Source organism: Nocardia sp. CDC160, from assembly GCF_035818795.1.
Lineage (GTDB): Bacteria > Actinomycetota > Actinomycetes > Mycobacteriales > Mycobacteriaceae > Nocardia.
Genome location: NZ_JAYKYT010000001.1, coordinates 1,258,614 through 1,283,764, shown reverse-complemented (window position 1 = coordinate 1,283,764; position 25,151 = coordinate 1,258,614). Strand labels below are relative to the sequence as shown.

General features: G+C 68.5%; 25 protein-coding genes. 12 read left to right on the top strand and 13 right to left on the bottom strand.

Annotation, left to right across the window (positions count from 1 at the left end):
• Positions 1–251: 251 nt before the first annotated feature.
• A complete protein-coding gene (locus tag VMT40_RS05710) occupies positions 252–773 on the bottom strand; it encodes a peptidase (RefSeq protein ID WP_326356873.1) in 522 nt (173 codons plus the stop codon).
• Positions 774–1,075: 302 nt separating this feature from the next.
• Positions 1,076–1,699, bottom strand: coding sequence for a superoxide dismutase (locus tag VMT40_RS05705; RefSeq protein ID WP_326312672.1), 624 nt, complete (start codon positions 1,697–1,699; stop codon positions 1,076–1,078).
• A gap of 195 nt (positions 1,700–1,894) precedes the next feature.
• Here VMT40_RS05705 and msrA point away from each other — a divergent pair, with 195 nt between their 5' ends.
• Positions 1,895–2,575, top strand: coding sequence for a peptide-methionine (S)-S-oxide reductase MsrA (msrA, locus tag VMT40_RS05700; RefSeq protein ID WP_326356872.1), 681 nt, complete (start codon positions 1,895–1,897; stop codon positions 2,573–2,575).
• Between the two features lie 75 nt (positions 2,576–2,650).
• Here msrA and VMT40_RS05695 read toward each other — a convergent pair whose 3' ends face one another.
• Complete coding sequence (locus VMT40_RS05695; RefSeq protein WP_326356871.1) at positions 2,651–3,262, bottom strand: hypothetical protein; 612 nt, start codon at positions 3,260–3,262, stop codon at positions 2,651–2,653.
• Positions 3,263–3,583: 321 nt separating this feature from the next.
• Here VMT40_RS05695 and VMT40_RS05690 point away from each other — a divergent pair, with 321 nt between their 5' ends.
• The 4 genes from VMT40_RS05690 (at position 3,584) to VMT40_RS05675 (ending at position 6,845) form a co-directional block, all read left to right on the top strand.
• Positions 3,584–3,955, top strand: coding sequence for a rhodanese-like domain-containing protein (locus tag VMT40_RS05690; RefSeq protein ID WP_326356870.1), 372 nt, complete (start codon positions 3,584–3,586; stop codon positions 3,953–3,955).
• Positions 3,956–3,988: 33 nt separating this feature from the next.
• Positions 3,989–5,083, top strand: coding sequence for a DUF4328 domain-containing protein (locus VMT40_RS05685; protein WP_326356869.1), 1,095 nt, complete (start codon positions 3,989–3,991; stop codon positions 5,081–5,083).
• Positions 5,080–5,847 (top strand): glycerophosphodiester phosphodiesterase, encoded by a 768-nt coding sequence (locus VMT40_RS05680; RefSeq protein ID WP_326356868.1) that lies wholly within the window; start codon positions 5,080–5,082, stop codon positions 5,845–5,847. The genes VMT40_RS05685 and VMT40_RS05680 overlap by 4 nt, the downstream gene beginning before the upstream one ends.
• Positions 5,848–5,927: 80 nt before the next feature.
• Positions 5,928–6,845, top strand: a complete 918-nt coding sequence (locus tag VMT40_RS05675; RefSeq protein WP_326356867.1) for a DUF5926 family protein — start codon at positions 5,928–5,930, stop codon at positions 6,843–6,845.
• Between the two features lie 418 nt (positions 6,846–7,263).
• Here the strand turns inward: VMT40_RS05675 and VMT40_RS05670 are convergent, their stop codons facing one another.
• From VMT40_RS05670 to VMT40_RS05655, 4 genes are all read right to left on the bottom strand, one after another.
• Positions 7,264–7,812: a ferritin gene (locus tag VMT40_RS05670; RefSeq protein WP_326312964.1), complete on the bottom strand. Its 549-nt coding sequence runs from the start codon at positions 7,810–7,812 to the stop codon at positions 7,264–7,266.
• A gap of 92 nt (positions 7,813–7,904) precedes the next feature.
• The gene (locus tag VMT40_RS05665) at positions 7,905–9,182 is read right to left on the bottom strand and encodes an LCP family protein (protein WP_442789910.1); all 1,278 of its coding nucleotides are present in this window, start codon (positions 9,180–9,182) and stop codon (positions 7,905–7,907) included.
• Positions 9,183–9,437: 255 nt separating this feature from the next.
• Positions 9,438–10,232, bottom strand: coding sequence for a CPBP family intramembrane glutamic endopeptidase (locus VMT40_RS05660; protein ID WP_326356865.1), 795 nt, complete (start codon positions 10,230–10,232; stop codon positions 9,438–9,440).
• A 66-nt stretch (positions 10,233–10,298) separates the two neighbouring features.
• A complete protein-coding gene (locus VMT40_RS05655; RefSeq protein ID WP_326356864.1) occupies positions 10,299–11,069 on the bottom strand; it encodes a DUF2470 domain-containing protein in 771 nt (256 codons plus the stop codon).
• A 103-nt stretch (positions 11,070–11,172) separates the two neighbouring features.
• Here VMT40_RS05655 and VMT40_RS05650 point away from each other — a divergent pair, with 103 nt between their 5' ends.
• The 3 genes from VMT40_RS05650 to VMT40_RS05640 all read left to right on the top strand — a co-directional run bounded on the left by VMT40_RS05650 (position 11,173) and on the right by VMT40_RS05640 (position 13,315).
• A complete protein-coding gene (locus VMT40_RS05650; RefSeq protein ID WP_326356863.1) occupies positions 11,173–11,592 on the top strand; it encodes a hypothetical protein in 420 nt (139 codons plus the stop codon).
• Positions 11,593–11,738: 146 nt separating this feature from the next.
• Entirely contained in the window at positions 11,739–12,656 is a 918-nt protein-coding gene (gene pheA, locus VMT40_RS05645) for a prephenate dehydratase (RefSeq protein ID WP_326356862.1), read from the top strand.
• Positions 12,653–13,315 carry a histidine phosphatase family protein gene (locus VMT40_RS05640; RefSeq protein WP_326356861.1) on the top strand — a complete coding sequence of 221 codons (663 nt, stop codon included), beginning with the start codon at positions 12,653–12,655 and terminating at the stop codon, positions 13,313–13,315. Before pheA ends, VMT40_RS05640 begins: the two co-directional genes overlap by 4 nt.
• Here VMT40_RS05640 and VMT40_RS05635 read toward each other — a convergent pair.
• The 6 genes from VMT40_RS05635 to VMT40_RS05610 all read right to left on the bottom strand — a co-directional run bounded on the left by VMT40_RS05635 (position 13,312) and on the right by VMT40_RS05610 (position 19,056).
• Positions 13,312–14,265, bottom strand: a complete 954-nt coding sequence (locus VMT40_RS05635) for an ESX secretion-associated protein EspG (protein ID WP_326356860.1) — start codon at positions 14,263–14,265, stop codon at positions 13,312–13,314. The two genes, VMT40_RS05640 and VMT40_RS05635, sit on opposite strands and share 4 nt — an antisense overlap.
• Entirely contained in the window at positions 14,262–15,446 is a 1,185-nt protein-coding gene (locus tag VMT40_RS05630; protein WP_326356859.1) for a PPE domain-containing protein, read from the bottom strand. Before VMT40_RS05630 ends, VMT40_RS05635 begins: the two co-directional genes overlap by 4 nt.
• A gap of 14 nt (positions 15,447–15,460) precedes the next feature.
• Entirely contained in the window at positions 15,461–15,772 is a 312-nt protein-coding gene (locus VMT40_RS05625) for a PE domain-containing protein (protein WP_326312658.1), read from the bottom strand.
• Between the two features lie 79 nt (positions 15,773–15,851).
• Complete coding sequence (locus VMT40_RS05620) at positions 15,852–16,205, bottom strand: metallopeptidase family protein (RefSeq protein WP_326312657.1); 354 nt, start codon at positions 16,203–16,205, stop codon at positions 15,852–15,854.
• Positions 16,206–16,225: 20 nt separating this feature from the next.
• On the bottom strand, positions 16,226–17,386 hold the full coding sequence (locus VMT40_RS05615) for a septum formation family protein (RefSeq protein WP_326356858.1): 1,161 nt from the start codon (positions 17,384–17,386) through the stop codon (positions 16,226–16,228).
• An 80-nt stretch (positions 17,387–17,466) separates the two neighbouring features.
• Positions 17,467–19,056: a GMC family oxidoreductase gene (locus tag VMT40_RS05610; RefSeq protein WP_326356857.1), complete on the bottom strand. Its 1,590-nt coding sequence runs from the start codon at positions 19,054–19,056 to the stop codon at positions 17,467–17,469.
• Positions 19,057–19,253: 197 nt separating this feature from the next.
• Here VMT40_RS05610 and serS point away from each other — a divergent pair, with 197 nt between their 5' ends.
• From serS to VMT40_RS05590, 4 genes are all read left to right on the top strand, one after another.
• Positions 19,254–20,513, top strand: coding sequence for a serine--tRNA ligase (gene serS / locus VMT40_RS05605; RefSeq protein ID WP_326356856.1), 1,260 nt, complete (start codon positions 19,254–19,256; stop codon positions 20,511–20,513).
• Between the two features lie 75 nt (positions 20,514–20,588).
• Positions 20,589–22,457: a putative bifunctional diguanylate cyclase/phosphodiesterase gene (locus VMT40_RS05600; RefSeq protein ID WP_326356855.1), complete on the top strand. Its 1,869-nt coding sequence runs from the start codon at positions 20,589–20,591 to the stop codon at positions 22,455–22,457.
• A 196-nt stretch (positions 22,458–22,653) separates the two neighbouring features.
• Positions 22,654–24,087, top strand: coding sequence for an MFS transporter (locus tag VMT40_RS05595; protein ID WP_326356854.1), 1,434 nt, complete (start codon positions 22,654–22,656; stop codon positions 24,085–24,087).
• Between the two features lie 55 nt (positions 24,088–24,142).
• Positions 24,143–25,084, top strand: a complete 942-nt coding sequence (locus VMT40_RS05590) for a DMT family transporter (protein ID WP_326356853.1) — start codon at positions 24,143–24,145, stop codon at positions 25,082–25,084.
• Positions 25,085–25,151: the final 67 nt, after the last annotated feature.

The window sequence follows — 25,151 nt, the reverse complement described above, 5'->3', positions numbered from 1 at the left end:
GGGCGCTTCAGCCGACACCGCACCGGTCAATCGGTTTGGTTTGTTGTCGGCCGAAGGTCTCGCCCACCGGAGGTTTCCGGTTCACGCGCCGGACCCGGGAAGGATCAGTATGTCGACGGCGTGATTGGGGGCTACTCCCCTTCGCTCGGGGCCACTCTACTCCGGCAAACCCGGCGCGTGCAAACGACTGTCGCCCAAATCGCAATGCGCACAATAAGTTTGGCGATACTGCCGAAAGGTTTCGGTTACCCTTACGCCGCCAGCAGCATGGCCAGAACCGCGGTGTCGGGATCGCTGATCGGATCCACCCCGACCCGCGAAACCATCGAGGTCACCGAGCCGTCGCTATCGGTCTCCACCCAGGCCGCCCGATGTTCGAGCCCCAGGTGCGGCAGCCCCGGCAGCAGCAGGCAGCCCGACGCCGCGCCCGCGCACTCGGGCAGCGAGGGCCGCGTCTCGCGCGGCGGATGCAGCATGATCAGGGCGGGTGGCACACGTTCGGCAAACTGACCGGGCTGCAAGGCTTCCGCGCCCAATACCGTGCCCTCCGCGATGACCAGACCCACCATCGCCGGATCCGGATCGTCGGGAAGCTCCTCCCGCGCCCCGAACACCGTGGACGTGGGCAACAACCCCGGCAGACTCGCCACCCGCACCGCGAGCACCAACACCTGCGCCCATTCCTTGGTGGAGTCGGGCCAGCGCCCGGAGATCACGAACCCTTGCAGCGAACCGCCCGCGTGGAACGGCATGACGCCGATCTGACCATTCATGAATGCCTCCCGAACCCTCCCAGGGGGCGGCTGTGCCCGGTGTTGTCGCTATAGCTGTTCCCATTGTTGCCACTGGGAACACCAGGTTGTACCAGAGCAGAACTGGCACACAAGTACCAAAGAGTGCTAGCACCCGGGCCTCTGAAATGCGAGTGGCCCTGAAATGCGAGTGGCCCGCGAACCAGTCGGTTCGCGGGCCACGCATCGGGCGTACGGGGCAGACACCCTCGAGTCCTCGGGGGTTCGGGGGCTGGGCCCCCGAATATCCCTTTGGGGGTGTGGGGGCGTAGCCCCCACCGGCATCAGCCGAAAATAAGACCCTTGCCCTGGTTGACGGCCTTGCTGTAGCGGTCCTGGATTTCGGCCCAGTTCACCACGTTCCAGAACGCCTTGACGTAGTCCGCCTTGACGTTCTTGTACTGCAGGTAGAAGGCGTGCTCCCACATGTCCAGGCCGAGCAGCGGGATGATGCCGAGCGGCACGTTGCCCTGCTGATCGGTGAGCTGGAAGGTGAGCAGCTTGTTGCCCAGCGTGTCGTAGCCCAGCCACGCCCAGCCGGAGCCCTGCAGGCCGTTGGCGGCCGCCGAGAACTGCGCGACGAACTTGTCGAACGAGCCGAACTCCTCGTCGATGGCCGAGGCCAGGTCGCCGACCGGCTTGTCGCCGCCGTCCTTGGACAGGCTCTTCCACCAGATGGAGTGGTTGACGTGGCCGCCGAGGTGGAACGCGAGGTTCTTCTCGTTGAGGAAGATGGCGGCGTGGTCGTCCTTGGCGCGCGCCTCCTCCAGCTTCTCGAGGGCGGCGTTCACACCGGCGACGTAGGCCGCGTGGTGCTTGGTGTGGTGGATCTCGTTGATCTGCCCGGAGATGAAGGGCTCCAGGGCCGAGTAGTCGTAATCAAGTTCAGGCAGCGTGTAAACAGCCACGATGTCCCTTTCAGTGTCGGGGCCGTGTGCCCTCGGCATGGTCCGAGGCGCACCCAACCATCATTCGTACACCCGCTCGTCTGCAACCGGGCTGCGTGCCCCCACATTCCGGCCGATGTATATCTTTCCCAACGTTTGGAATCCTGGCGATCCCAACTTCGTCGGCGGTCTCGCCGGGTCCCGTAGCATCGAGCCATGTCGTGGTACGACGAGTTCGTTGGGCGTTTGCGACTACCGGAACCGACCATGGTCACAGCCGAGCAAGCGTTGCCCGGTCGTTCCGAGCCCCTGGTGATTCCGGAGAAGCACTACCTCAATGGCCACCCGCTGAAACCGCCCTTCCCGGCGGACATGCGGCTCGCGGTGGTGGCCATGGGCTGCTTCTGGGGTGCGGAGAAGGGGTATTGGCAGCTCGAGGGCGTGTACAGCACGGCGGTCGGCTACGCGGGCGGGTACACACCGAACCCGACCTACGAGGAGACCTGCTCGGGCCGCACCGGGCACACCGAATCGGTGCTGGTGGTCTTCGATCCGCAGGTGATCGACTACCCGGGAATTCTCAAACAATTCTGGGAGAACCACGACCCAACCCAGGGCATGCGGCAGGGCAATGACCGCGGTACCCAATACCGGTCGGCCGTCTATACCTTCGACGACGAACAGTTCAAGGTCGCCGAGGAGACCCGGGGGATGTATCAGGAACGCTTGACGGCGGCCGGATTCGGCGACATCACCACCGAGATCGCCCCGCTGCCCGACCTTTCCGCATTCTTCTACGCCGAGGGCTACCACCAGCAGTATCTGGCCAAGAACCCCGGCGGCTACTGCCCCGACCACGGCACCGGCATCGCCTGTCCGATCGGCTTGGGCGCGTAGGTCCTTCGCTCGAGGCAATCGAAAGGGGTTCCGGGACATCGTCCCCGAACCCCTTTTACGTGTGTGATCGGCTGTCTACAGCGGCGGGACCACGTCCGGGCGCTGGGTGCGCGGGTCGCCCGCGTCGTGCGCCTGCCACCAGCGGACACCACCGGCGATGAACTCCTGCAAGGGAATCGGATTGCCCGCCTTGTCGTGGACCTCCGCGCCGTCGAACCACACGCGCACATCGAGTTCGCGCGGGTCGATGCCCTCTTCCTGGGAGAACTCCATCATGTGCGCGCCCTCGGTGTCGCGCAGCCGGGTGTCGAAGCTGAGCAGTTTGCGCCACTGGCTCCAGGAGCTGTCGCTCAGATCGAGGAAGTCCCAGCCGTGCAGCGCGCCGCCGCCGAAGCTGTTGACGGCGTCGTGCAGGCCCTCGAGGGTGAGGGGGAGCACAACGGGTTCGAGGTCGTCCCAGCGCTGGCGGCGCAGCGAACAGGCGACCCGGCTGACCCCGGTGAGGGTCAGATAGATATCGCAGTCGGCGGGCGGCGGGCCGTCCTCGGGCAGGGTCAGCACATCGAGTTCCAGCCGTAGCGTGCCCGCCGCGGTGTCCACGTCGATGCCGAGGCACGTCGCCTCCGACAGTGCGAGGTTGAGTCCCTTGATGTCCAGGCCGTCGAGTAGCCCCCTGCTCACAGTCATAGCGCCAGGCTACCGATCTTGCCTGGCCGGGCCCAGGATTTCCGTTTTTCGGTAGTGTTGTCGTTTTTTTCCTTTCCGAACGGAACCGCGGGCCGACCTGCGGCGTCAGACTGGATGGGGCCTTCTGGGACAGAGGGCTCGGGTCGGCCGCTCCGGAACGAGGAGGGGACTTCCGGATCGGCCGACCGCGGGAAACACGGACTATTCGGTCGGCTGTCAACCTGTGGATCAGGTTGTGGATTATGTGGATAACTCCCGAAACCAACCTCGCGCAGGTATGGAACTCCACCACCCTCGCGCCCGCGTGGCAGGATCGAAACCGTGACGAACCCCGACGTACCCACGGTGCCGATCGACGCGGTGCCCGCGGAATTCGATGCCGCCGACGGCTGGGGTTCCGTGTCGCCCGCACCCGCCCAGCTCCTGGACGTCCGCGAGGACGACGAATGGCAGCTCGGCCGCGCGCCCGGCGCCCTGCACATCCCGATCACCGATGTGCCCGCCCGCCTGGACGAACTGGATATCGACGCGGAGATCTACGTGATCTGTCGACAGGGCGGTCGGTCCATCACCGTCGTGCAGTACTTGAACCAGATCGGCTACGACGCCGTCCATGTCGCGGGTGGCATGGTGGCCTGGCAGCAGACCGGGCGGCCGCTCATCGGTGACGGTCCCGAGGCGAAGATCTACTAGGCGACGATCGACTAGGTGCGGAGAGGTGGAGCGATGAACGGGGGACAGGTGGGCCGATCGCGATCCGCCGTCGTGCAGCCCTGCGCCCGCTGCGGCGCGCGCTGGGCCGTACAGGGCAAGCCCTTGCACTGGTGCCCGCGCTGCCACGGCGTGCTGCTCTCACCCGCCCCCGTCGACGCGCCCGCCGACCGCCGCAACTACCGCTGGGTGGCGCGCCCGCCGGGCCGGAAATCGGCTGCCGCGCACCCCGTCCGGCGGCCGGTCGCCGCGGCGACGCCGCGCTATCACCAGATTCCGCAATGGGGCTTGCACGATCGTCCCCCGGCCGAGGCCGTCGCCCCGCGCCGTCCGCTGGCCGCGTTGAGCGATCGAATCGGTGTCCTGATCCCGCTCACCGCGGGCCTTTTCGTGCTCGCCGCCCTCGCCGAACTGGGCCGCTACGGGATTCTGCTGCGCAATCGCACCCGGCTGATCCAGCCCTGGCTGCTGTGGATTTCCGATGGGGCGGTGACCGTTTCCGCCATTGCCGCCCTGGCGGTGGCGCTGGCGGCGGCGGTGGCGCTGGTCGGCTGGCTCACCGAGACCCGCCGCGCCGCCTACGCGAGCCTGGGGGAGACCGATCCGCGCACGCTGCGCGCCCTGGTGCTGGGTTGTGTTGTGCCGGTGGTGAATCTGGTGTGGCCCGGGGTGTTCCTGACCGAGGCGGCCCGCTTGCGGATCGCCGACGGCGCGGACCCGCGGCTGCTGCGCGCGGTCCGAATCTGGTGGGCGGCTTGGCTGTTGAACGCGGTTCTGGTGCTGGTCTCGGTGCTCTACAGGTTCGCGAGTTCGCTGCAGGCGCAGGCCGACGGGGTGCTGTTCAGCATGTGGACCGACCTGGTCGCGGCCGGTGTCGCGCTCGCGTCGCTGGCCCTGGTGCGCGCCTTCGCGGGTCTGGATCTGCGGGGTCGGCCGAAGACGCTGCGGCGCTGGGTGATCGCCACCGCGCCCGCGCGGCCGGTGATCGAACCGGTGCGCCCGGGTGTGACGGAGCGCCCTGGTGTGACGGAGTCCGCCGAGCGCGCGCCCGCGGTCGCGGTCGGGAATGATGAGGTCACCGCGGAACAACAGGAGGTAGTGGCGAAGTGAGCCGGGCCAGTCGTGCGCCGTTCGTGGTAGCGCACCGGGGGGCGTCGGCGGCGCGACCCGAACACACCCTCGCCGCCTACGATCTCGCCCTGCGGGAGGGCGCGGACGGTGTCGAATGCGATATCCGGCTGACCCGTGACGGGCACCTCGTCTGCGTGCACGACCGCACCGTGGATCGCACCTCGAACGGCACGGGCGCGGTCAGCGAGCTGACCCTCGAGGAGTTGAAGGCGCTGAACTTCGGCACCGCCGACGAACCCGAGGGCGTGCTCACCCTCGCCGAGCTCATCGAGCTGGTGCTGGACTGGAAGAGCCGTCCCACCAAGCTTTTCATCGAGACCAAGCATCCGGTCCGCTACGGCGCGCTGGTGGAGACCTCGCTGTTGACCGAGCTGAATCGCTACGGGATCGGCGCGCCCGCGTCGGCGGATCACTCCCGCGCGGTGGTCATGTCCTTCGCCGCCACCGCGGTCTGGCGCATTCGCCGCGCCGCCCCCCTGCTCCCGACGGTCCTGCTCGGCGAATCCTCGCTCTACCTCACCGGCGGTGCGGCCCACACGGTCGGCGCGACGGCCATCGGCCCGTCGGTGCGCACCCTGCGCGAGCACCCGGATCTGGTCGACAAGGCCGCCGCCGCGGGCCGCGCCACCTACGTCTGGACCTGCGACGCCCCCGAAGACGTCCAACTGTGCGCCGACCTCGGCGTCGACTGGGTCGCCACCAACTACCCGGCCCGCACCAAAGCCGTTCTCACCACCGCCTGAACCAGAAGAACGAGACTTTCAGCGCCGCAAACCCGCCCGGAGCGAAGCGGAGGGCATCAAACACAGTAGGTTTGCCACTCATGGGTAAGAGCAAGCGCAACAGTCCCAAGCCGGACAGCAATCGCGCGGAGAAGCTGGCCGCCCGCCGCGCCGCACAGGAGGCGGCGGCGCAGGCCGTGACGCGGCCGTTCGAGGGTCTGGCCGCCGAGTGCGATCTGGTCGCGCTCCGGGAGTTCGTGCCGTCGGCGACCGCCACCTTGAAGCTGTCGCCGAGCGTTTCGGCCGAGCGGTCGGTCACCCTCGCCACCGTGCTGCCGGGTGCGGTCGCCGCGCTGGTGCGGGCCGGTGACGAGCCGGTCGGTTTCGTCGGTACGCAGGTGCAGTTCCAGTCCGCCGATCCCGCCGCGGATCTGGCCGCCGCCATCCTGTGGACCCAGGCCGCCGCGCCGGGCGAATCGCTGAGCACCGCGGATGTCGAAGGCGCGCCGCGGCTTTCGGAGGTGCTGGATCCGGGCGCGGCCCTGGACCTGACCGTGCACCAGGACTTCAACTGGTGGGTGCCCGCGGGCGTCACCCCCGATCCGCAGGTGGCGGCCACCATCGAGCAGGCCAATCAGGCCATCATGCCCTCGGCCCGCCTGGAGCTGGGCGCGGACGGCATCGGCGCGGCCTGGTGGGTGGACGCCGGGGAGAAGGCGCACATTCGCTGGGTGCGGCCGGAGGACGAGGATCGGCTCATGCTGGCCCTGGCCCGCCTGCACGCGGCCGGTGACCTGCACCTGGGCGAGGGCTCGCGGTTCGCGGGCTCGTTCCGCACCCACGGTTTGCTGGTGCCGGTCTTCGACCTGGATCCGGAAAAGCACGCCAGCGAATGGGAGGCTCCCGCACGCGAATTCGGTGCGAAGCTGGCGGCGGCCGTGCAGTCGGATGCCCCGCTGACCTCCGAGGAGCGCCGCTCCCGCGACGGCCTGCGGTCGCGTCAGGTCACGCTGCGCTGAGTTTCGGCCACGCTGCGCTGAGTTTCGGCGCGGAAGGCTTTCGGGCCGTTCGCCGGGTGGATCGCCGCCTCGGTGAACGGCCCGAATTCTTTGCGAGAGTTTTCTGAAAAATGCATGTTTCGGACGGATGGCTCGGCTAGGTTCTCCTCATCCTTGATGTTCAGATGAGGAGGATGCCATGGATGCCATTCTGTCCCTGGTCAAATCGATGTTCAGCACGCTGTCGGCCACTATGTCCGCCAACTCCACCGGCAACGTTCAGGTGCCCATGAAGTAAGAAAAGGCGGGTATACGTCCCGGCATATCGAGCACACGAGACAGGCCCGGTCCAGCGCAAGGGACCGGGCCTGTCGTGTCGAATCCACCGCGCACGACACAGGGGAACCGAATATCATTCGGCCCCTACGGATTCGATTGTCTAGAGCGAGCCGCCCGCGGCGTGCGGCGCGCCGGAAGCGTCCTTCGGGCCGCTCATTTCGCGTTCCACAAAACGCTCCAGATCGAACATATTGTTGCTGGCCCGCTCGGCCACGGTGAGCAGGGTGCGCATGGTGGCGACCTCTTCGACCTGCTCCTTGAGGAACCACTGCATGAATTGCTCGCCCTGGTAGTCGCCCTCTTCGCGGGCGGTCTTGGCGAGCTGGACGATCTGCTCGGTGACCGTCTGCTCCTGCTTGAGCGCCAGTGCGATGGGCTCCTTGGCATTCGCGAATTGCGAAGTGGCGGCTTCGATCCCGGGCATTTCGACAGCGATGTCCTGATCGATCAGGTACTGCGCGATCATCATCGCGTGATTGCGTTCTTCGACGGCCTGCTTGTAGAAATACTTGGCCAGGATCGGCAGATCGGCGCTGTCGAACCACATCGCGACGGCGATGTACTGGTGTTCGGCGCTGAATTCGTTGCGGATCTGATCCTGGAGCAGGCCCTGGAACTTGCTGCGTTTCGTCTGGGTTCGGGTGGACATGCGGACGACATTAACCCTGGTCAAACCGCGTGTCATCCAAGTGCAACCTTATTGAGCACAACCTAATTGAGGCTAGTGTTGCCTAATAATTGCTAGCTGCCCACGGTCGTGATCAAGTCCTGCGGGATCTGTTGATCCTTGGCCAAGGCGTCGAAGAACGCACTCGCCTTGGTCTTGTCCCAGAGCAGCACATTGCCGCTGCCCGACACGTCCTCGAAGCCGCCGACCGGCACCGTGGTGGTGATCGGATCGTCGTTCAGCGCCCGCCCGAGGGTGGCCAGGTTCCAGATGTGCGCGCCCTTGTCGACCTTGAGCGCATCGGTCAGATCCCGCACCAGCGGCCAGGATCGGAACGGATTGGCCAGGGTGGCGGGGCTGGCGGCCTTCTTCAGCAAGGCGCTCAAGAACATTCGCTGGTGCAGCATGCGGTCCAGGTCGGCGCGCGGGGTGGCGCGCGAGCGCACGAAGCCCAGGGCCTCGGGGCCGTTGAGGGTCTGGCAGCCCGCGGGCAGATCGATTCCGGCCAGCGGATCCTTCATGGGCGAGTCCAGGCACATCTGGATGCCGCCGACCGCGTCGACGATATTGGCGAAGCCGCCGAAGCCGATCTGCGCGTAGTGGTCGATGTGCACCCCGGTAGCGCCCTCCACGGTCTTGACCAGCAGTTGCGCGCCGCCGACGGCGAAGGAGGCATTGAGCTTGTCCTTGCCGACGCCGGGAATGCTGACGTAGGAGTCGCGCGGCAGGCTGACCAGCGTCGGCCGCCCCGACTTGGGGATGTGCACCAGGATGATGGTGTCGGTGCGCTCGCCCTCGACATCGGAAGAGTCGCCGGTGGACAGCTGCTGTTCCTGTTCCTTGGTCAGTCCCGCGCGGCTGTCGGATCCCACCAGAAGCCAATTCGTCCCGGGCGTGTCGCCGACCCGGCCTTGATAGTTGGCCAGCGCGTCGATCCGGGTGATGTGGGTGTCCACGTAGATGGCCGCCGCGATCGGCAGCATGAGCAGCACCACCAGCAGCGACAGGATCCAGCGGAACCAGTGCCGCTTCTTGCGCGGCCGCGACCCGCGCGGCGGGCGGCCGCCACCGCCACCGCCGCGGCGCTTGCCCGGGGGCAGCGGCGGCGGGGGAGTGCGGGGCGGTTCGTCGTGGAAGGGTTCGGGCTGTTGGGTGGGCGCGTAACCCATGGCGCTGGCCGCGGGTTCCCGCACCGGCACTCGATTGCCCTGCGGTACTCGATTTCCCTGCGGCATCCGATCGCCGTGCGGGGGAACCCGATTACCCGGCGGCCGTTGCGGCGGCGCGGGCCGTCGGGTCGGCGGCACCTGCGAATAGGCCAGGGCCGGACCGGATTCATTGCGTCGGATCACCTGGGTTGGTTCTATCCGGGGTGCCCCGTCGTTAACGGCCGCGCCGTCCCCGTCGGGGTGGTGAGACGAAGGTCTCTGCGCTTGCCCAGGATTCGCCATGGGTCGCGGGGGATACGCCGGGTGCTCGCCCGGGCGTCCCGGCGGCGGCTCCCGGCGCATCCGTGCAAAGTGCTGGGGGTCGTCGCCGTTCATCACCAGAAACAGTACCGACCGCGACGCCCGCGTGGCTCGTTCCGATTACATTACTTCCCGGCATCAGGGCAGCCAGGAGACGTGTCCGCGCAGAAATGTGTAGCCGACGTAGGCGATCGTGTCGATGAGCGCGTGCGCGAGTAATAGTGGCCACAGTCGATTGGTGCGCTGCCAATAGCGGCCGAAGATCAACCCCATCACCACGTTTCCGAGGCCCCCGCCCAGACCCTGGTAGAGGTGGTAGCTGCCGCGCAGCAGCGCCGAGGCCAGCAGGGAGCGATGCTCCGTCCAGCCGAGCGAGCGCAGTCGGGCGATCAGATAGGCGACGACCAGTACTTCCTCGGCCGCGGAATTCGCCCAGGCGGACAGCACCAGCACCGGTAGCCGCCACCAGTGCTCGAGCGAACTGGGCACGATGGTGACGCTCACCCCGAGCGCGTGCGCCGCCAAATACAGTCCCAGCCCGGGGATTCCGATCACCGCCGCCAGCACCAGTCCCGGCAGTACGTCGGCGCGCCAGCGCAGCCGCCGCACCAGTCCGACCGCTCGCGGCGCGATTCCGCTGCGCCACAACAGATACAGCCCCAACGCGGCCCATCCCAATAGTCGGGCCACGCCCAACAACTGGAACAGCAGGTCGATGGTGGACTGCGCCGCCCGCGACGCGTTCAACGCCACCGTCTGCCCGCCCACCCCACCGGGTGCGAGCGCGCTCTCCACCAGCGACAGCGCCGCATTGGCCCCGCTCAACCCGAAGGTGACGACCAGCACCACCGCGATCTCGAGCTTGATCGCCCGTCGCTCCTGCTCGGACGACTCGGGCGCGGGCCACGCGGGCGCACGATCAGCGGAAACCATGCTCGCCAATCTAGGCCCGCCGACCCGATCCGGCCCGGCACGCTGCGGTGGCGTGCGGCCGGGGTGTCAGATGCGGTGCAGGCCGCGGCGGAAGGGGTTGCCCGCCAAGGCGTGGACCTCGCGACTCAGGGATTCGATGTCGTCGGCGGGGGTTTCGAAGGGGATGCGGATGTCGTGGTCGGCCTCGACGGCCTCGACGCGCAGGGTGACGCCGTAGCGGTCGATGGCCAGCGGGTGGATGAGCGCGCCGCGGCGCAGGGCGTGCGGGAGACGGCGGGCCAGTCGGTCGATGACGTCGGCGTGGTCGGCCTGAAGGTGTTGCAGCCAGCCCGCTTCCATGGCGCAGAACGGGTCGGGGCGTGCGTCGCGCAGTTGCTCGCGGTCGGCCGCGGCGGCACCGGAGGTGTCGGCGACGACGGCGGAGTCGATGACCAGCCGCAGCAGCGTCGAACCGTGGCCCACATCGAGCAGGGCCGGATGCGGGTGGTCGGCGGCGACCGCCCCGGCCAGCGCGCGCTGGGCGTGCGCGGGGACGGTGTACACCCAGCCCCGCAGCCACACCAGGGCCCGCACCCGTTCCCGGAGCTGCAGCGGAGCCTGGTCGGTGAGCTCGAGCACCGCCGGGGATCCGCTTGTGCCGCAGCCGAATACCAGCCCGGCGGCGGTGGAGGTGGCCGACACCGCCATCACCATGTCGCCGCACTGCCGCAGCAGATGCACCGAGGTGGGCACGGGGTCGAGGCCGGGCAGGGCCAGCATCGCGCTGTCGGCGTGAGCGCAGGCGCTGTGCACGCGTTCGGCGGTAGTGGGTGCGACGACCTGGGCCGCGTATGGCATACACACCTCCGGATTCGGAATTAGGTAAACCTAAGCTAAGTGATCCGGATCGCTCCCGCAAGGCCCTGCCCTCCGGGGCAGCCGCGATCGCTACGGTGAAGGCGTGCCGCACGATTCGTCCCCCGCGCCCGAGCCGGTCGCGCTCACCCTGTCCGTCCCGCCGCGTCCGGCGCGCGGTCTCGTCGAGGGGCTGGTCCGCCCGACCTCGGCCGATCCGGGGGTCGAGATGCTGGATATGGGGCTCGACGAGGAGGCGATCTCGGAGTTTCTGGTGCGAATCGTCCACGGGGACAGCGGTTTCGTGGCTCGTGCAGCCTCGGGGGAACGGGCCGTGGCGGCGATTGCCGCGACCGTGGCCGCGCTCATCGGCGAGGACATTCGGGCGGCGTTGGCCGCCCCGGACCTCGACTTCCTCACCGGTTTGAAGCCGCCCGCCGTCGAGGCCTTCCGGGATGTGCTGCTGGCCATCGAGACCGATGACGTCGCCGCCGTCACCGCCGCGCTGTCGGTGCTCGGCGGCTGATCCCCCGGGTGCGGGCGGCTGACCTGTCGGTGCCACTGCCCGATTCATTGATGCTGGGCGGCTGATCCCCCGGTCGGGGGTGCGAAGTTACCCGGGAGTTGGCCAAAGCGGGAGGGGACCGCGCGCACGCAAGTAATGTCGTAACCGTGCCGCGCATCGCCTACTTCGGGCCGTCGGGAACCTTTACGGAGATGGCCCTCGCCAAACTGGAGTCCACCGGAGTCTTCGATGGGCCGGTCGAGCGTGTCCCGGCCCCGAGCCAGGGCGCGGCGATCGAGCTGGTGCGGACGGGGAAGACGGCGGGCGCGGTGGTGCCGATCGAGAGTTCCGTCGAGGGTTCCATCGCGCCCACGCTGGACGCGCTGGCCGTCGGTCCCCGGCTGCAGATCATGGCCGAGACGGATCTGGACGTGGCCTTCACCATCCTGGGTCGCCCGGGCGTCGAGCTCGCTCAGGTGCGTCGCATTGCCGCGTATCCGGTCGCGGCCGCCCAGGTCCGCATGTGGCTCGCGGTGAACATGCCGCTGGCGCAGCTCTACACCTCCGCCTCCAATGCCGCGGCCGCCGAGGATGTCGCGGCCGGGCACGCCGAGGCTGCGGTCTCGACCGCCTTGGCTGGCGAGCGGTTGGGCTTGACCACCTTGGCCTCCGGTGTCGCCGACGTCGATCGAGCCGTCACCCGCTTCGTCCTCGTCACCGCGCCGCAACCCGCGCCGCCGCGCACCGGGGTGGATCGCACCTCCATCGTGCTGGAGTTGGCCAACGAGCCCGGTTCGCTCATGCGCGCCTTCGCCGAATTCGCCACCCGCGGTATCGATCTCACCCGCATCGAATCCCGCCCGACCCGTACGGGCATGGGCACCTACCGTTTCTACCTGGACTGTGTCGGCCATATCGACGACACCGCGGTGGCCGAGGCGCTCAAGGCCCTGCACCGCACCGCCGCCCGGATCCGTTTCCTCGGTTCCTGGCCCGCCGTCTCGGCCACCGGCACACCGCCGCCGCCCGACGCACCCGCCGCGGCCTGGCTGGCCGATCTGAAGAAGGGGGTGGCCGACCTGTGAGCGGCAAACTCATCCTGGTCCGGCACGGCGAGACCGAGGGCAATGTCGGCAAGATCCTCGACACCCGGCTCCCGGGCCTACCCTTGACCGAACGCGGTGTGGCACAGGCGAAGACCTTCGGCGCGAACCTGGCCGCCCCACCGCAGCGCCTGTTCTCCTCGGCCGCCCTACGCGCGAGACAGACCGGCGGCTACATCGAAGCCGCCACCGGCGTCCCGCTCGAGGTGCTCGAGGATCTGCAGGAGGTGCAGCTCGGCGAGCTCGAGGGCCTGAGCACCCGGGCGGCGCACGAGGAATTCCAGAAGGTCTACCACGCGTGGCATTTCGGCGATCTGGATCTGCGGGTGCCGGGTGGTGAATCCGGCGCGGAGGTGCTCGCCCGCTATATCCCCGCCCTGCAGCGTATTCGCGACGAATACCTCACCGATCCCGACGCCGGGGATGTCATCCTGGTCAGCCACGGTGCGGCCATGCGCCTGGTATCCCGTGAACTCACCGGTGTGCCAAGGCTTTTCGCGGCCAACAACCACTTGGACAATACCGAGACCATCGAATTGCTCCCGTTCGAGAACAATCTCTGGGAGTGCACCCGCTGGGGCCGCTATCCGGCCCCGTTCGCCGACGCCATCGAGCCGACCGGCGACGACCCGATGGGTTAGGCGTTTCCGCTCGGGCCGGGGAATTCGCTACGCAGCGGCAGTGATTCGAGCAGATCCTGCAGTGCCGTACGGAAGCGGGCCGGGGTGCCGCTGGCGAAGGACGTCCACTTGGTGCCGTCGCTGGCCGTCGTCGTAATGGCGAGGAACCGGCCGTGCCGAGTGTTGTACACGGCCACGTGACTGTCGGCCTGGTCGCGCGAGCCGTCCCCGTAGAGCACGCCGACGATCTCCGCGTGCGAATTCACCTGCACCAGAGCCGAAGCGAGGGTTTGCGCGTCGCGGGCCGGATTGCACACCTTGGTCAATCGCGCGGCGGTGGTGGCCGCGTCGCCCGCATCGTCGAAGATCGGCACCAGATCCTCGGTGGGCGCGTTCATTCCGGCCAGTTCCAGCGGTTCGCACGGTCCGAGCGCGGCCAGCACGGTGCCCGCGAGATCGTTGCTCGCCTCGTCGATCACGTACGAGCCGGGACCGCGCAGCGCCACTACCTCGAAGTCCGAGCCCTTGGCCAGACAGAGCCGGTTGACCTGGCCTCCGACATACCAGCGCACGGCCAGCACCCAATGCGGCCGGTAGAGCACGCGCAGGCGTTCGGCCAGTTCGGGATGCACCTGATCGTCGTCGAGCAGCTCGCGTTCGGCCAGGCTCGCGGCCGCGGCGGCCATGGCGGCATCGTGCTCGGCGGCATTGTCGTAGCGCCCCATGGCATTCAACACCACGGGCAGCTCGTCGATCTCCAATGCCTCTTGGAGATACTGCATTTCATCGAGCGACAGCGTCACCGACCCCAGTAGCGAAGGCCCACGCCCCGCCCCGAGAACCCCGCCGCTCGCGCCGAGCACTCCATCGCCCGCGCCGCGGCTGCCTTGGCCGGAGCCGGGAATCCCTTGGCCCGAGCCGACTCCGGCGCCGGAGCCGAGCACCCCGTGGTCCGCGTCGGGCACGGTCACCGGTCGGTCAGCGGGTCGCCGCCGATGACCGCGGGCGCGATGACCCGGCCGTCGGCGAACACCTCGACCGAACGGCCATAGTCGTGGCCACGGTGTGTCTCTTCCTCGTCGCTGCCCTGGCTGCCCAGCAGCGGGCCGGTGCCGGAGGAGCGAACCGGGGTGGTGGCGGCCGGAGCGGTCGCCACATTCATCGGCTCGGCGATCGGCGCGGCGGAAGGCGTTGCGCCACCGGGTGTTCCGAGGCCGGTGCCCCAACCGTCGGGGAGCCGAAGGGTTCCGCCGCCATTGCCGATGTTCACCGAGGTGCCCACGCCGTTGAAGGACACTGCCTGCGTGGCCAGTGCCGCGCCGCCCGCGCCGACGGTCGCGGCACCCGCGCCCGCCATTACCGGCAGGCTCGAAGTGGGCAGTGCCGGGGTCTGCGTCACCGCGTTCGCGATGGCCGTAACCGCCGTGCTCGCAACGTTCCCCGCGCTGCTGACACCGCTGGTGACCACCATCCCCGCCACCTGAGCGGCCTGTGAGAGGGCACTGGTGACGGCTGGATTCTGGGCCAGCGCGGCGGCCGCGCCGAGTGCCGCCTGCACCGGATCACTGCTGTTGGCGAAGGCGTCGCCGCCCGCATTGGCCGAGCCCGCGCCCATGGCGATGGGCGGCGGCATGAGGAACTGGCCGGGCGTGGCGACCATCAAACTCGTTGCGGCCTCATAGGTTTCCATCACCAGCGCGGCCCGGATGTCGAGGGCCAGCTTGGCGGCCTCGGCCGCTTCGGCCGTGCCGTTGAGCGCGCCGCCGCTGGAGTAGGCGGCCACCCGCGCGGCCTCCACGGCCGCGATCTCCGGCAGGCTCGGCATGGCGATGCTGGCCACGGTGTAGGCGGTGGCATTGGCGGCGGCCTTGCCCGCCATGATGCCCGCCATCACGGCCTGCTGTTCGGCCCAGCCGGTGAAGACGCCGAGCCGCGCCAGCACATTGATGCCGTTCAACCCTTCGAGTCCGACGCCGATCTCGGCCATGACCCGCGCGACCGTGGTGGTGGCGTCGACCCAGGAGGCGGTGAGCGCGCTCCACGCACTGTTCGCGGCCACCAGCGGGATGGCGTGCGTCCCGGCATTGAGCGAAATGGAATTGATCTCGGCCATGCGGGGCAGCCAGAACACCCCGGTGATTCCCAGCGTCATGTGTATCTCCCCTTCTACACCTGGATCGCGGCGATACCGGCGGCGCGCAGGGCGTCCTGGGCCAGATATTGGGCCAGCTGGCTGCGCAGGGTGGCCGCGGCGTGATGCAGCTCGAGAATGCCCTGGGCGACCGCGTGGTCATGGGTGAAGGCGGCATTGTTGAAATGTGCCGCCGCCAGGAAGGACACCTCTTCGGTGCCGGAGGGGAGCACGTGGGTGGCGGGTGCCGTCGCGCTCGCGGCCGCGGCCAGCCGTTCGGCGAGCAGGTCGAGCTCGAGGGCCGCCGCGAGGATCACCTCGGGCTGCACGAGGACGTGGCCAACCATGATCGGGCTCCCTTCTACGTTCCACCCCGGTTATGAAGATTGGACGCAGAGGTTTGCTGATCGGTTCCCAGCGCCGCTGTCAGCCCCATCCCAACTGATGGAGGCGCTCGTCGTCAATCCCGAAATAGTGCGCTATCTCATGAATCACTGTGATTGCCACCTCTTCGACCACCTCTTCTTCGCTGTGACACATCTCGAGGATGGCGTCGCGATAGATGGTGACGGTGTCGGGCAGCGCGCCGCCGTAGTGGCTGAAGTCCCGGTCAGTGAGCGCAATGCCGTGGTAGAGCCCGAGCAGGTCCGGTTCCTCGGCATTGCGCGGTTCGATGAGAATCACCACATTGTCGATCGCCTGTGACAGCTGCGGCGGAATCAGATCGAGTGCGTCACCGACGAGCTCCTCGAAGCGGTCGTCGGACATCGAGACGGGCATGCGTTTTCGCTATCGCCGACTCAGCGTGGCTGGGGGATAACCGGCGGGGCCGCGCCGGGCAGTGGCGGCGGGGTGTAGCGGCCGCTGTTGGGCGGCGGGACCGGGGCCTGGCCGTCGATCTGGATATCGCCCTTGGCCGATCCGGTAATGGTGGCGAAGCCCTGATCCGCGCCCTTGCCCACCATGCAGTTGAGGCTGCGGGATCCGGCCAGCCAGCTGCGGGCGTCCAGGGCGTCCCAGAACAGGGTCAAGGTCTTGTTGCGCAGCGCGTCCGGGGTGCCGAGGTAGTCGGCGGCGTCCTTGGCGCACTGGTCTTCCATGAACTTGTCCTGATCGTCCTTCGAGGGCGGACCGCCGTTGAAGTGGGAGGCGAGGTCCACGGTGGAGACGATCTCGAAGGCGTGCGGCTGGGTGCAGTCGACCGGATCGGTGGGCAGGTTCGACTTGATGCCGATGCAGGTGCCCACGTCATAGACCTTGGACTGGTTGATTTCCCGCACGCTGCCGGTGATCGGCTTGGTGGCGATGCCCTGGCTGCCCGAGACCTGCAGGCCGCAGCGCAGCGTGCGCTCGCCCGCCTTCCAGCCCGCCTCGCCCGGATTGATCAGGCCGACAACGAATTTGCCGCGCGGGTCGAGCTTGCCGCCGAGGTATTCCTGGGCGGCGCTGACGCAGTGCTCGTCGCGCAGTTCGGAGAAGCGCAGCGAGTCGGGGAAGCGCGAGCCGGGACCGAACTCCTTGCCCGGGTACTTGCTCAGGTCGATGTCGGCGGTCACCTCGAACAGGTGCTTGCTGCCGCAGTCGACCTTGGTCAGGTCGGAGGCATTGCTCTTGGACCAGGTCAGGCAGTCGCCCTCCTTGGCGGTGCCGAAGGCCGCGCCCGCGACCGCGCCGGTGGGCTGCGCGGCCCCCGGCGCGTGTGCCTTCACCCGATTCGAGTCGAACCCGTTGGAGACGAACATGGTGATGAGCACGGCCAGCGTGACGCCGACCGCCATCGCCAGCAACCCCCATCGCACGGTCGACGCCGATAGTGGACCGTTCTTGTCCAGCTTCGACTCGACCGCGCGCAACGGTGCCAGCAATCGATCCAGCGCCGTCGGTTTCCGACGGTTGGGTGACCCGGGGCGCTGCGAACTCGGCGGCGCGGGCCACTGCGGAGGGCTCTTCTGCTCAGGCATCGCGACCCATCATTGCAGCGCCCTCCCACGTCCGCCACGAACCACCGGCCTTCCGCCCGATCTTCGCACCCCCAGAGCGCTTACGACATGATCAGGTCGGCCGCCTTCTCGCCGATGAGCACCGCCGGGGCGTGGGTGTGGCCGCGGGTGATGATCGGCATGACCGAGGTGTCGGCGACGCGCAGGCCCTCGATGCCGCGCACCCGCAACTGCGGATCCACCACGCTGGTCTCGTCCTTGCCCATGGCACAGGTACCGACCGGGTGGTACAGGGTGTGCGAGTGGTCCTCGAGGCAGCGGCGCAGCACCTCCTCCATCGGGGTGTCCGAGGGCACGGCGGGCTGCATGAGCTCGCCGATGTGCTCCTTCATCGAAGGCTGGTGTGCCAGTTCGACGCACTGCCGCAGCCCCGCCATCAGCGCGGCCCGGTCGGCGGGTTCGGCGCAGTAGCGCGGGTTGATGCGCGGCGCGGTGAACGGGTCGGGCGAGGTGAGGGTGATGCTGCCGATGGATTCCGGCTTGAGCAGGATGGCTGCGAAGGTCAGCGCGTGCCCGTCCGGATCGCCCAGTCCCTCCGCGATATACGGCGCGGGTCCGAAGATGAGTTCGAGGTCCGGCAGTTCCAGATCGTCGCGGCTGCGCGTGAACCCGTACGCCTCACCGATGTTGGAGGTGAGCTGTCCGCGCCGCAGCACCAGGTAATTGGCGAGTTCGAGCAGGTTCTTGTCCGCGCCGTAGAGGCTGCCCGCCCGGGTGCGGTAGACGATGGGCGCGGCGAGGTGATCGCGCAGCCCGCGCCCGACCTCGGGCAGATCCCGCACCACCGGAATCCCCAGCTCCCGCAGCCGATGTCCGTCGCCGATCCCGGACAGCATGAGCAGCTGCGGGCTGTTGATGGCCCCGCCCGACAGCACCACCTCCCGCTTGGCGGTGATCTGCTTGGTCTCCCCGCCGATCCGGTACTCCACCCCGATCGCCCGCGTCCCCTCGAACAGGATCCGGGTGGCGTGCGCCTCGGTGACGATGGTCAGATTGCGCCCCTGCTGCCGGGCGGGCCGCAGGTAGGCGTCGGCGGTGGACCACCGCGCCCCGCGCTTCTGGGTCACCATGGTCTGCGAGAACCCTTGCGGCCGAGCGCTGTTCGCGCGTTCCACCGAATATCCGGCCTCGGTGACGGCCTGCAGATAGGTGTGGGTGAGCGCGCGCGGGCTGCGCTGGCGGGAGATGTGCAGCGGCCCGCCGCGGCCCTCGCCGGGTTCGCTGGCCTCCTCGACGGACTCGATCTTCTGGAAGTAGGGCAGCACGTTCTCGTAGGACCAGTCGGGTCCCGCGTAGCGACCCCACTCGTCGTAGTCGGCGGCGAACCCGCGCACCCACATCATGGCGTTCATGGAGGAGGAGCCGCCGAGCATCTTGCCCCGCGGCCAGTACACCTTGCGGTCGCTGAGTTCGGGCTGCGGTTCGGTGTGGTAGTTCCAGTCGTAGGGCCCCTGGAAGAGCTGGTTGAACGCGGCGGGAATGTGGGCGAATTTGTCGCTGTCCTCGCCACCGGCTTCGAGGACCACGACGCTGACGCCGGGTCGTTCGCTCAGTCGTGCGGCCACGGCGGCCCCCGCGGATCCGGCCCCGATGACGACGAAATCGGCGGTGTGCGGGGTGTATTGGGGCATGGTGACTCCTCGTCAAAGACCACGGCGGAGCCGCTGCCGGACTCCCTGCCGTCCCATGCGGCTAACCCTAGGTCGGAAATCGCCCGGTCGTGGGCCGGATGAGCGGGATCGGGAGGCGCAATTGAGCCGATCAAGATCAAATAGTGAGCGCCGACCTATCCGAAATTCGGTGGCGGCCGCCCACTAGGCTGAACCGCATGATCGACCTTCGATTCCTGCGGGAAAACCCGGAAGCGGTTCGTGCGTCGCAGCGTGCTCGCGGTGAGGACCCGTCTCTGGTGGACACCCTGCTCGAGGCGGATGCCGCCCGTCGCGCCGCGGTCGCGACGGCCGACAATCTGCGTGCCGAGCAGAAGGCGCTGGGCAAGAAGGTCGGCAAGGCTTCCCCGGAGGAGCGCGCCGAGCTGTTGAAGCACGGCCAGGAGCTGTCGGCGAAGGTGAAGGAGGCCGAGGCGGCCGAGAACACCGCCGACGCCGAGATGGTCGCCGCCCAGCGCGCGCTGTCGAACGTGGTGCAGGAGGGCGCGCCCGCGGGTGGCGAGGACGACTACATCGTGCTCGAACACGTCGGCACCCCGCGCGAATTCGATTTCGAACCCAAGGACCACCTGGACCTGGGTGAATCGCTGGGCATCATCGATATGGAGCGCGGCGCGAAGGTCTCGGGCTCGCGCTTCTACTTCCTCACCGGTTACGGCGCGCTGCTGCAGCTGGGTCTGCTGCAGCTGGCCGCGCAGAAGGCCACCGCCAACGGCTTCACCATGATGATCCCGCCGGTGCTGGTGCGCCCGGAGGTCATGCAGGGCACGGGTTTCCTGGGCCAGCACGCCGCCGAGGTCTACCACCTGGAGGAGGACGACCTGTACCTGGTCGGCACCTCGGAAGTGCCGCTGGCGGGCTATCACTCGGGCGAGATCCTGGATCTGAGCGCGGGGCCCAAGCGCTACGCGGGCTGGTCGTCGTGTTTCCGCCGCGAGGCGGGCAGCTACGGCAAGGACACCCGCGGCATCATTCGCGTGCACCAGTTCGACAAGGTGGAGATGTTCGTCTACACCACCCCGGACCAGGCCGACGCCGAGCACAGGCGACTGCTGGCCTGGGAGCAGGACATGCTGGCCGCCATCGACGTGCCCTACCGGGTCATCGATGTGGCCGCCGGTGATCTGGGCAGCTCGGCGGCGCGCAAATTCGATTGCGAGGCTTGGGTTCCCAGCCAGCAGACCTACCGCGAGCTCACCTCGACCTCGAATTGCACGACGTTCCAGGCCCGCCGCCTCAATGTCCGGTACCGCGACGAGAACGGCAAGCCGCAGATCGCCGCCACGCTGAACGGCACCCTGGCCACGACGCGCTGGATTGTCGCCCTGCTGGAAAACCATCAGCAAGCCGACGGTTCGGTGCGGGTGCCCGCTGCGCTGGTGCCTTTCGTCGGCACCGACGTGCTGGTACCGCGCTGAGAATTCGCTACTCGGCGTGGCTTATTCCGCCGGTTGTGTCTACCGCTGGCTGGGCTTATGTCTAGGCTAGGCAGCGTGCGAGGAATCGGGTCTCGCGGCGATACCCGAACCCGGGTGCGGGCGGCATCGGCGCTGGCGACGGCAATGGTCATGGCTCGGACCACCGGGGCGTTCTACGTCATGGGTGGGCTGCTGGGTCTGATCCTGACGGCGGTCGCCCCGGGTAACGAGGGGAATCGGCCGCTGGTGGGCGCGGCGGCGTTCATAGCGCTGCTGCTGGGTATCAGCCTGCTCATTTGGGGTCCGCGGCTGCCGCATTCGGTGCATCACGCCTATGTGGCGACCGCGACCGTGCTGGTGACCGTTGCGGTGCACTGGTTTCCGAACACGGTCGGCGCGATCAGCCTGGCGGCGTTCTACGTGTTCGTCGCCTGTGATGCCGCCATCTTCTTCTCCTGGCGGTGGCTGAGCGCGCATATCGCCTTCGCTATCGCCTGCTGTCTGTGGGTGGTGCCCTCGCGCGGGTTGCCGTGGTGGTCGGGTCTGATTCCGGCGGGCATCACCTTCGGAATCGGCATTGTGGTCGGCATTTTGACCCGCATGGCCTCCGACGCCGATATCGACGTATTGACCGGTCTGCTGAATCGGCGCGGTTTCGATCGCGCGCTCAGCAATGCCATCGCGCACGCCACCCGCACCGGGCAGGGGCTGGCGCTGGTGCTGGTGGACCTGGACCGCTTCCAGAAGATCAATGACCATCTCGGGCACCGGGCCGGTGACGCCGTGTTGCAGCGGGTGGCCGACACCTGGTCGAAACTGCTTGCGCCGGATCAGCGTCTGGCCCGCTACGGCGGCGACGCCTTCGCGCTGTTGCTGCCCGGCACCACCGAGCAGGCCGCGATTCTGCTGACCGAGGAGTTGCGGGCCGCCGTCACCACCGGCTGTTCGGCGGGTGTGACGTCCTGGCAGCCGGGCGAATCCGGGTCGCTGCTGGTGTCGCGCGCGGATGTGGGCCTGTACCGGGCCAAGCAGGCGGGCCGCAATCGTACGGTGCTGGAGTCGTCGCGGCAGCTGCCCTTGGCGGTGGAGCTGCGCGAGGCCATCGACCGGGGCACCTTGGACGTGCAGTACCAGCCGATCGTCTCGCTCTCCGACGGCGCGACCCGCGCGGTGGGTGTGGAAGCGTTGCTGCGCTGGTCTTCTCACGCGCAGCCGGATGTCACCACCGAGGGCCTGATCCGCGTCGCCGAGGAATACGACCTCATCTCCGACCTGGACGAGTTGGTGCTGCGGCGCGCCTGCGCGGATGCCGCCCGCCTCCAGGAGACCTTCGCCCAGCTCGATCTGACCCTCAATGTGAATGTGAGCGGGCTCGAGCTGGCCGAAACCGAGTACGCCGACCGGGTTTCCGGCATTCTCACCGAAACCGGTTGGCCCGCGGAGCAACTCGTGCTCGAGGTGACCGAGTCCGAGCTGGCCGCCGAATCCGAGACCGCCATCGCCAATCTGCACAAGCTGCGCGAGCGCGGCGTGCGCATCGCCATCGACGATTTCGGCACCGGCTACTCCTCGCTGAGCCGCCTGGCCACGCTGCCGTCGGACATCCTCAAGGTGGACCAGTCCTTCGTGGCGGCCATCCGCTCCGATTCCCCCGCCCCGCCACTGCTGGGCGTGATCGCGGCACTGAGCAAGTCCCTGGACCTCCAGGTCATCGCCGAGGGCGTCGAGACCGAATACCAGGCCGCCGTCCTCACCGAACTCGGTTTCGCCCTGGCCCAGGGCTACCACTACAGCGACTCCCACCCGGTCTCCGAGCTCATCAACGACCTCAACGACCGCCACGGCCTGGTGGGCGCGTCGATCTCGGAGGGTGAGCCGTCCACCAACGGCTGGATCCCCCTGGACAATCCGCTTGACGGCAATGGCCCCGGCGCGCAGAGTTGACCGCATGCGGCTGCTGATCTACGCCTGTTGATTCGTCCTCCGTAGTGCCCTGACCCGGGCTCGTGCCGACCGCGCGGCCCCGAAACACGCATCCTCCAGCACGGCACTCTCCACCCGCGCATCGACTCCGCGCATCCACTCTGCGCTGACGCAGCGCGTCGCTCGTGCGCTGACGCAGCATTTCATCAGTGGACTGATGCAGCGCCGCACTCATGCGTTGGTGCAGCACGGCACCCGTGGGCTGACACTGCGCGCGGTCGCGTTCGCGTTCACGGCCGACCTGATTCCGCTCTACGCCATCTACGCCTTGCTGTTCGCCGACCACGGCCTGAACGCGGCGCAGATTTCGTCCCTGTTCGCCATCTGGTCGGCCACCTCGTTCCTGCTGGAGATTCCATCGGGTGCCTGGGCCGATACGGTCTCGCGCCGCGGGCTGCTGATGCTGTCGGGTGCGCTGCTGGCGGCGGGTTTCGCGGTGTGGACGCTGTGGCCGTCCTACCTCGGTTTCGCCGCCGGTTTCGTGCTGTGGGGTACCTCCGGCTCGCTGCGGTCGGGCACGTTCGAGGCGCTGATCTACGACGAATTGCATGCCCGCGCCGCCACCGGCAACTATCCCCGCCTCATGGGCTACGTCCGAGCCGCGAGCGAATCCGCCGCCCTGGCAGGCATTCTCGCCGCCGCCCCGCTCTACGCGTGGGGCGGCTACCCCCTCGTCGCCTGGTCCAGCGTCGCCATCGCCACCCTGCACACCCTGACCGCCTTCCTACTCCCGAGCGCGCCGAAATCCGTCTCCGCGGCCGACATCGACGACCTGGAGGACGCAGCGGATGATCTCGCCGAGGTCTCGGCGGACAGCCCTGTCTCGCAGTCGAATTCACGCCACCGGGACGACCGCTCCGGTGATCGGATCGGCGGGGCGGAGTCGATCCCCGACGGGGCTGTGTCGGTATCCGGTACCGCTGCGTTGGAGCAAGATTCGCGCGGATACCTCGCCATGCTGCGCGTCGGTCTCCGTGAAGCCGTTCGCGTGCGGGCAGTACGGCGCGGGGTGGTTCTGGTGGCGCTCTTGAACGGGATCACCGCGTTCGATGAGTATTTCGCGCTGCTGGCCGAGCATGCCGGGGCGGGGCCGTCCCTGGCGGCGGTGCTGGTGGGGGTCACGGTTGCGGGTGCGCTGGCCGGTGCGACGCTGGCGGGGCGGACCGAGGGGATCTCCGCTCGGGTCATGGCGATGGCGCTCGGTGTGGCCGGTGTGCTGTTCATCGGTGGCGCGTTGCTGGCGGGGCTTGCCGCGCACCATCCGAATGCGATGTATGTGCTGACGGCCGTGGGCTTTTCGGCGGTCGGCATCGCGTACGGCATCGACTACAACGCCGATGTCATCGCCGGTGCTCGCCTTCAGGACGCCATCGAGGGCCCGGCGCGCGCCACCGTGACCTCGGTGTCCGGTGTCGTCACCGAAGTGATCGCCCTGCTGGTCTTCGGATTTGCCGCACTGGCGACGACCTGGTTGTCGCTGCCGGTAGTGGTGGCCTCGCTCGGCGTGCCACTCCTCCTGGCCGCGGTCCTGGCCCCCACCTGGCTGCCCTCGGCGAGATGTCGGCACCCTGAGGCAGATTGGCGGCCATGAGCGAGCTCGACGGGCGGTCGGTCGTGGGGGGTGGGGGTGAGGGCAGAATCTAGCCGTGGCGGTGCGGCGGTGGCTGGGGTTGGTGTTCGGGGGGTCTATTGGGGCTGCCGTGGCCACGCAGTCGCGGATCAATGGGGAACTCGGGGCGCGGCTGCACGATGGGATCGCGGCGGCGACCATCAGTTTCGGGAGTGGGTTGCTCATGCTCGCCGTGGTGTTCGCGTGCAGTGGGCGGTTGCGGGCGGGGGTCGGGCGGGTGCGGGCCGCGCTGGCCAGCGGGGAGCTGCGGTGGGGGCAGCTCATGGGCGGGCTGTCCGGCGGGTATTTCGTGGCCTGCCAAGGGCTTACCGTGGCGACCATCGGGGTCACCGCCTTCACGGTCGCGGCGGTGGCCGGGCAATTGGTGAGCAGTCTGGTGGTGGATCGGCTCGGTTGGGGGCCGGGCGGGCGGACGCCGGTCACCGCGTGGCGGGTCGGCGCGGCGCTGCTCGGCCTGGTCGCGGTGCTGCTCGCTGTGGTGGGGCGCAACGGCGGCGATTCGATCCCGGGTGGGCACGCCGGGGCATCCGCCCTGCTGGTGGTGCTGCCGCTTGTCGCGGGCATCTTGGTGGCCTGGCAGCAGGCGGTGAACGGTCGCGTGGGCGCGGTCGGCGGACCGTTGACGGCGACGCTCGCCAATTTCGCGACCGGCACCGCCGCGTTGGTGGCCGTCGAAGCCGTGGTGCTGGTTCGACGCGGTGGGCTCGCACCGCTGCCCAGCGAACCGTGGCTGTATGTCGGTGGGCTGATCGGCATTTCGTTCGTGGCGCTGGCCGTGGCGGTGGTCCGGTGGATCGGCGTGCTGCTGCTCGGCCTGACCTCGGTCGCGGGACAGCTCCTCGCCTCGGTGGTGCTCGACCTGGTCGCCCCCACCGGCGCAGGCGTCTCGAGCCTGGCTGTCATCGGCTGCGCGCTGACCTTCGTGGCCGTGGCGCTGGCGGCCCGTACCCGCGGCTGATCCGGTCGCCGGGGCTGGCGGGCCCTGATGTCGCCGTGGCACCGCTCGGATTGCGGAACCCTACGCT

What these genes read in the sequence shown, in the direction of transcription:
- VMT40_RS05710 (WP_326356873.1), bottom strand. Translation starts at nt 773, where the DNA reads ATGAATGGTCAGATCGGCGTCATGCCGTTCCACGCGGGCGGTTCGCTG.
- msrA (WP_326356872.1), top strand. Translation starts at nt 1,895, where the DNA reads ATGTCGTGGTACGACGAGTTCGTTGGGCGTTTGCGACTACCGGAACCG.
- VMT40_RS05695 (WP_326356871.1), bottom strand. Translation starts at nt 3,262, where the DNA reads ATGACTGTGAGCAGGGGGCTACTCGACGGCCTGGACATCAAGGGACTC.
- VMT40_RS05685 (WP_326356869.1), top strand. Translation starts at nt 3,989, where the DNA reads ATGAACGGGGGACAGGTGGGCCGATCGCGATCCGCCGTCGTGCAGCCC.
- VMT40_RS05675 (WP_326356867.1), top strand. Translation starts at nt 5,928, where the DNA reads ATGGGTAAGAGCAAGCGCAACAGTCCCAAGCCGGACAGCAATCGCGCG.
- VMT40_RS05670 (WP_326312964.1), bottom strand. Translation starts at nt 7,812, where the DNA reads ATGTCCACCCGAACCCAGACGAAACGCAGCAAGTTCCAGGGCCTGCTC.
- VMT40_RS05660 (WP_326356865.1), bottom strand. Translation starts at nt 10,232, where the DNA reads ATGGTTTCCGCTGATCGTGCGCCCGCGTGGCCCGCGCCCGAGTCGTCC.
- VMT40_RS05655 (WP_326356864.1), bottom strand. Translation starts at nt 11,069, where the DNA reads ATGCCATACGCGGCCCAGGTCGTCGCACCCACTACCGCCGAACGCGTG.
- VMT40_RS05630 (WP_326356859.1), bottom strand. Translation starts at nt 15,446, where the DNA reads ATGACGCTGGGAATCACCGGGGTGTTCTGGCTGCCCCGCATGGCCGAG.
- VMT40_RS05625 (WP_326312658.1), bottom strand. Translation starts at nt 15,772, where the DNA reads ATGGTTGGCCACGTCCTCGTGCAGCCCGAGGTGATCCTCGCGGCGGCC.
- VMT40_RS05620 (WP_326312657.1), bottom strand. Translation starts at nt 16,205, where the DNA reads ATGCCCGTCTCGATGTCCGACGACCGCTTCGAGGAGCTCGTCGGTGAC.
- VMT40_RS05615 (WP_326356858.1), bottom strand. Translation starts at nt 17,386, where the DNA reads ATGCCTGAGCAGAAGAGCCCTCCGCAGTGGCCCGCGCCGCCGAGTTCG.
- VMT40_RS05610 (WP_326356857.1), bottom strand. Translation starts at nt 19,056, where the DNA reads ATGCCCCAATACACCCCGCACACCGCCGATTTCGTCGTCATCGGGGCC.
- serS (WP_326356856.1), top strand. Translation starts at nt 19,254, where the DNA reads ATGATCGACCTTCGATTCCTGCGGGAAAACCCGGAAGCGGTTCGTGCG.
- VMT40_RS05595 (WP_326356854.1), top strand. Translation starts at nt 22,654, where the DNA reads ATGCAGCGCCGCACTCATGCGTTGGTGCAGCACGGCACCCGTGGGCTG.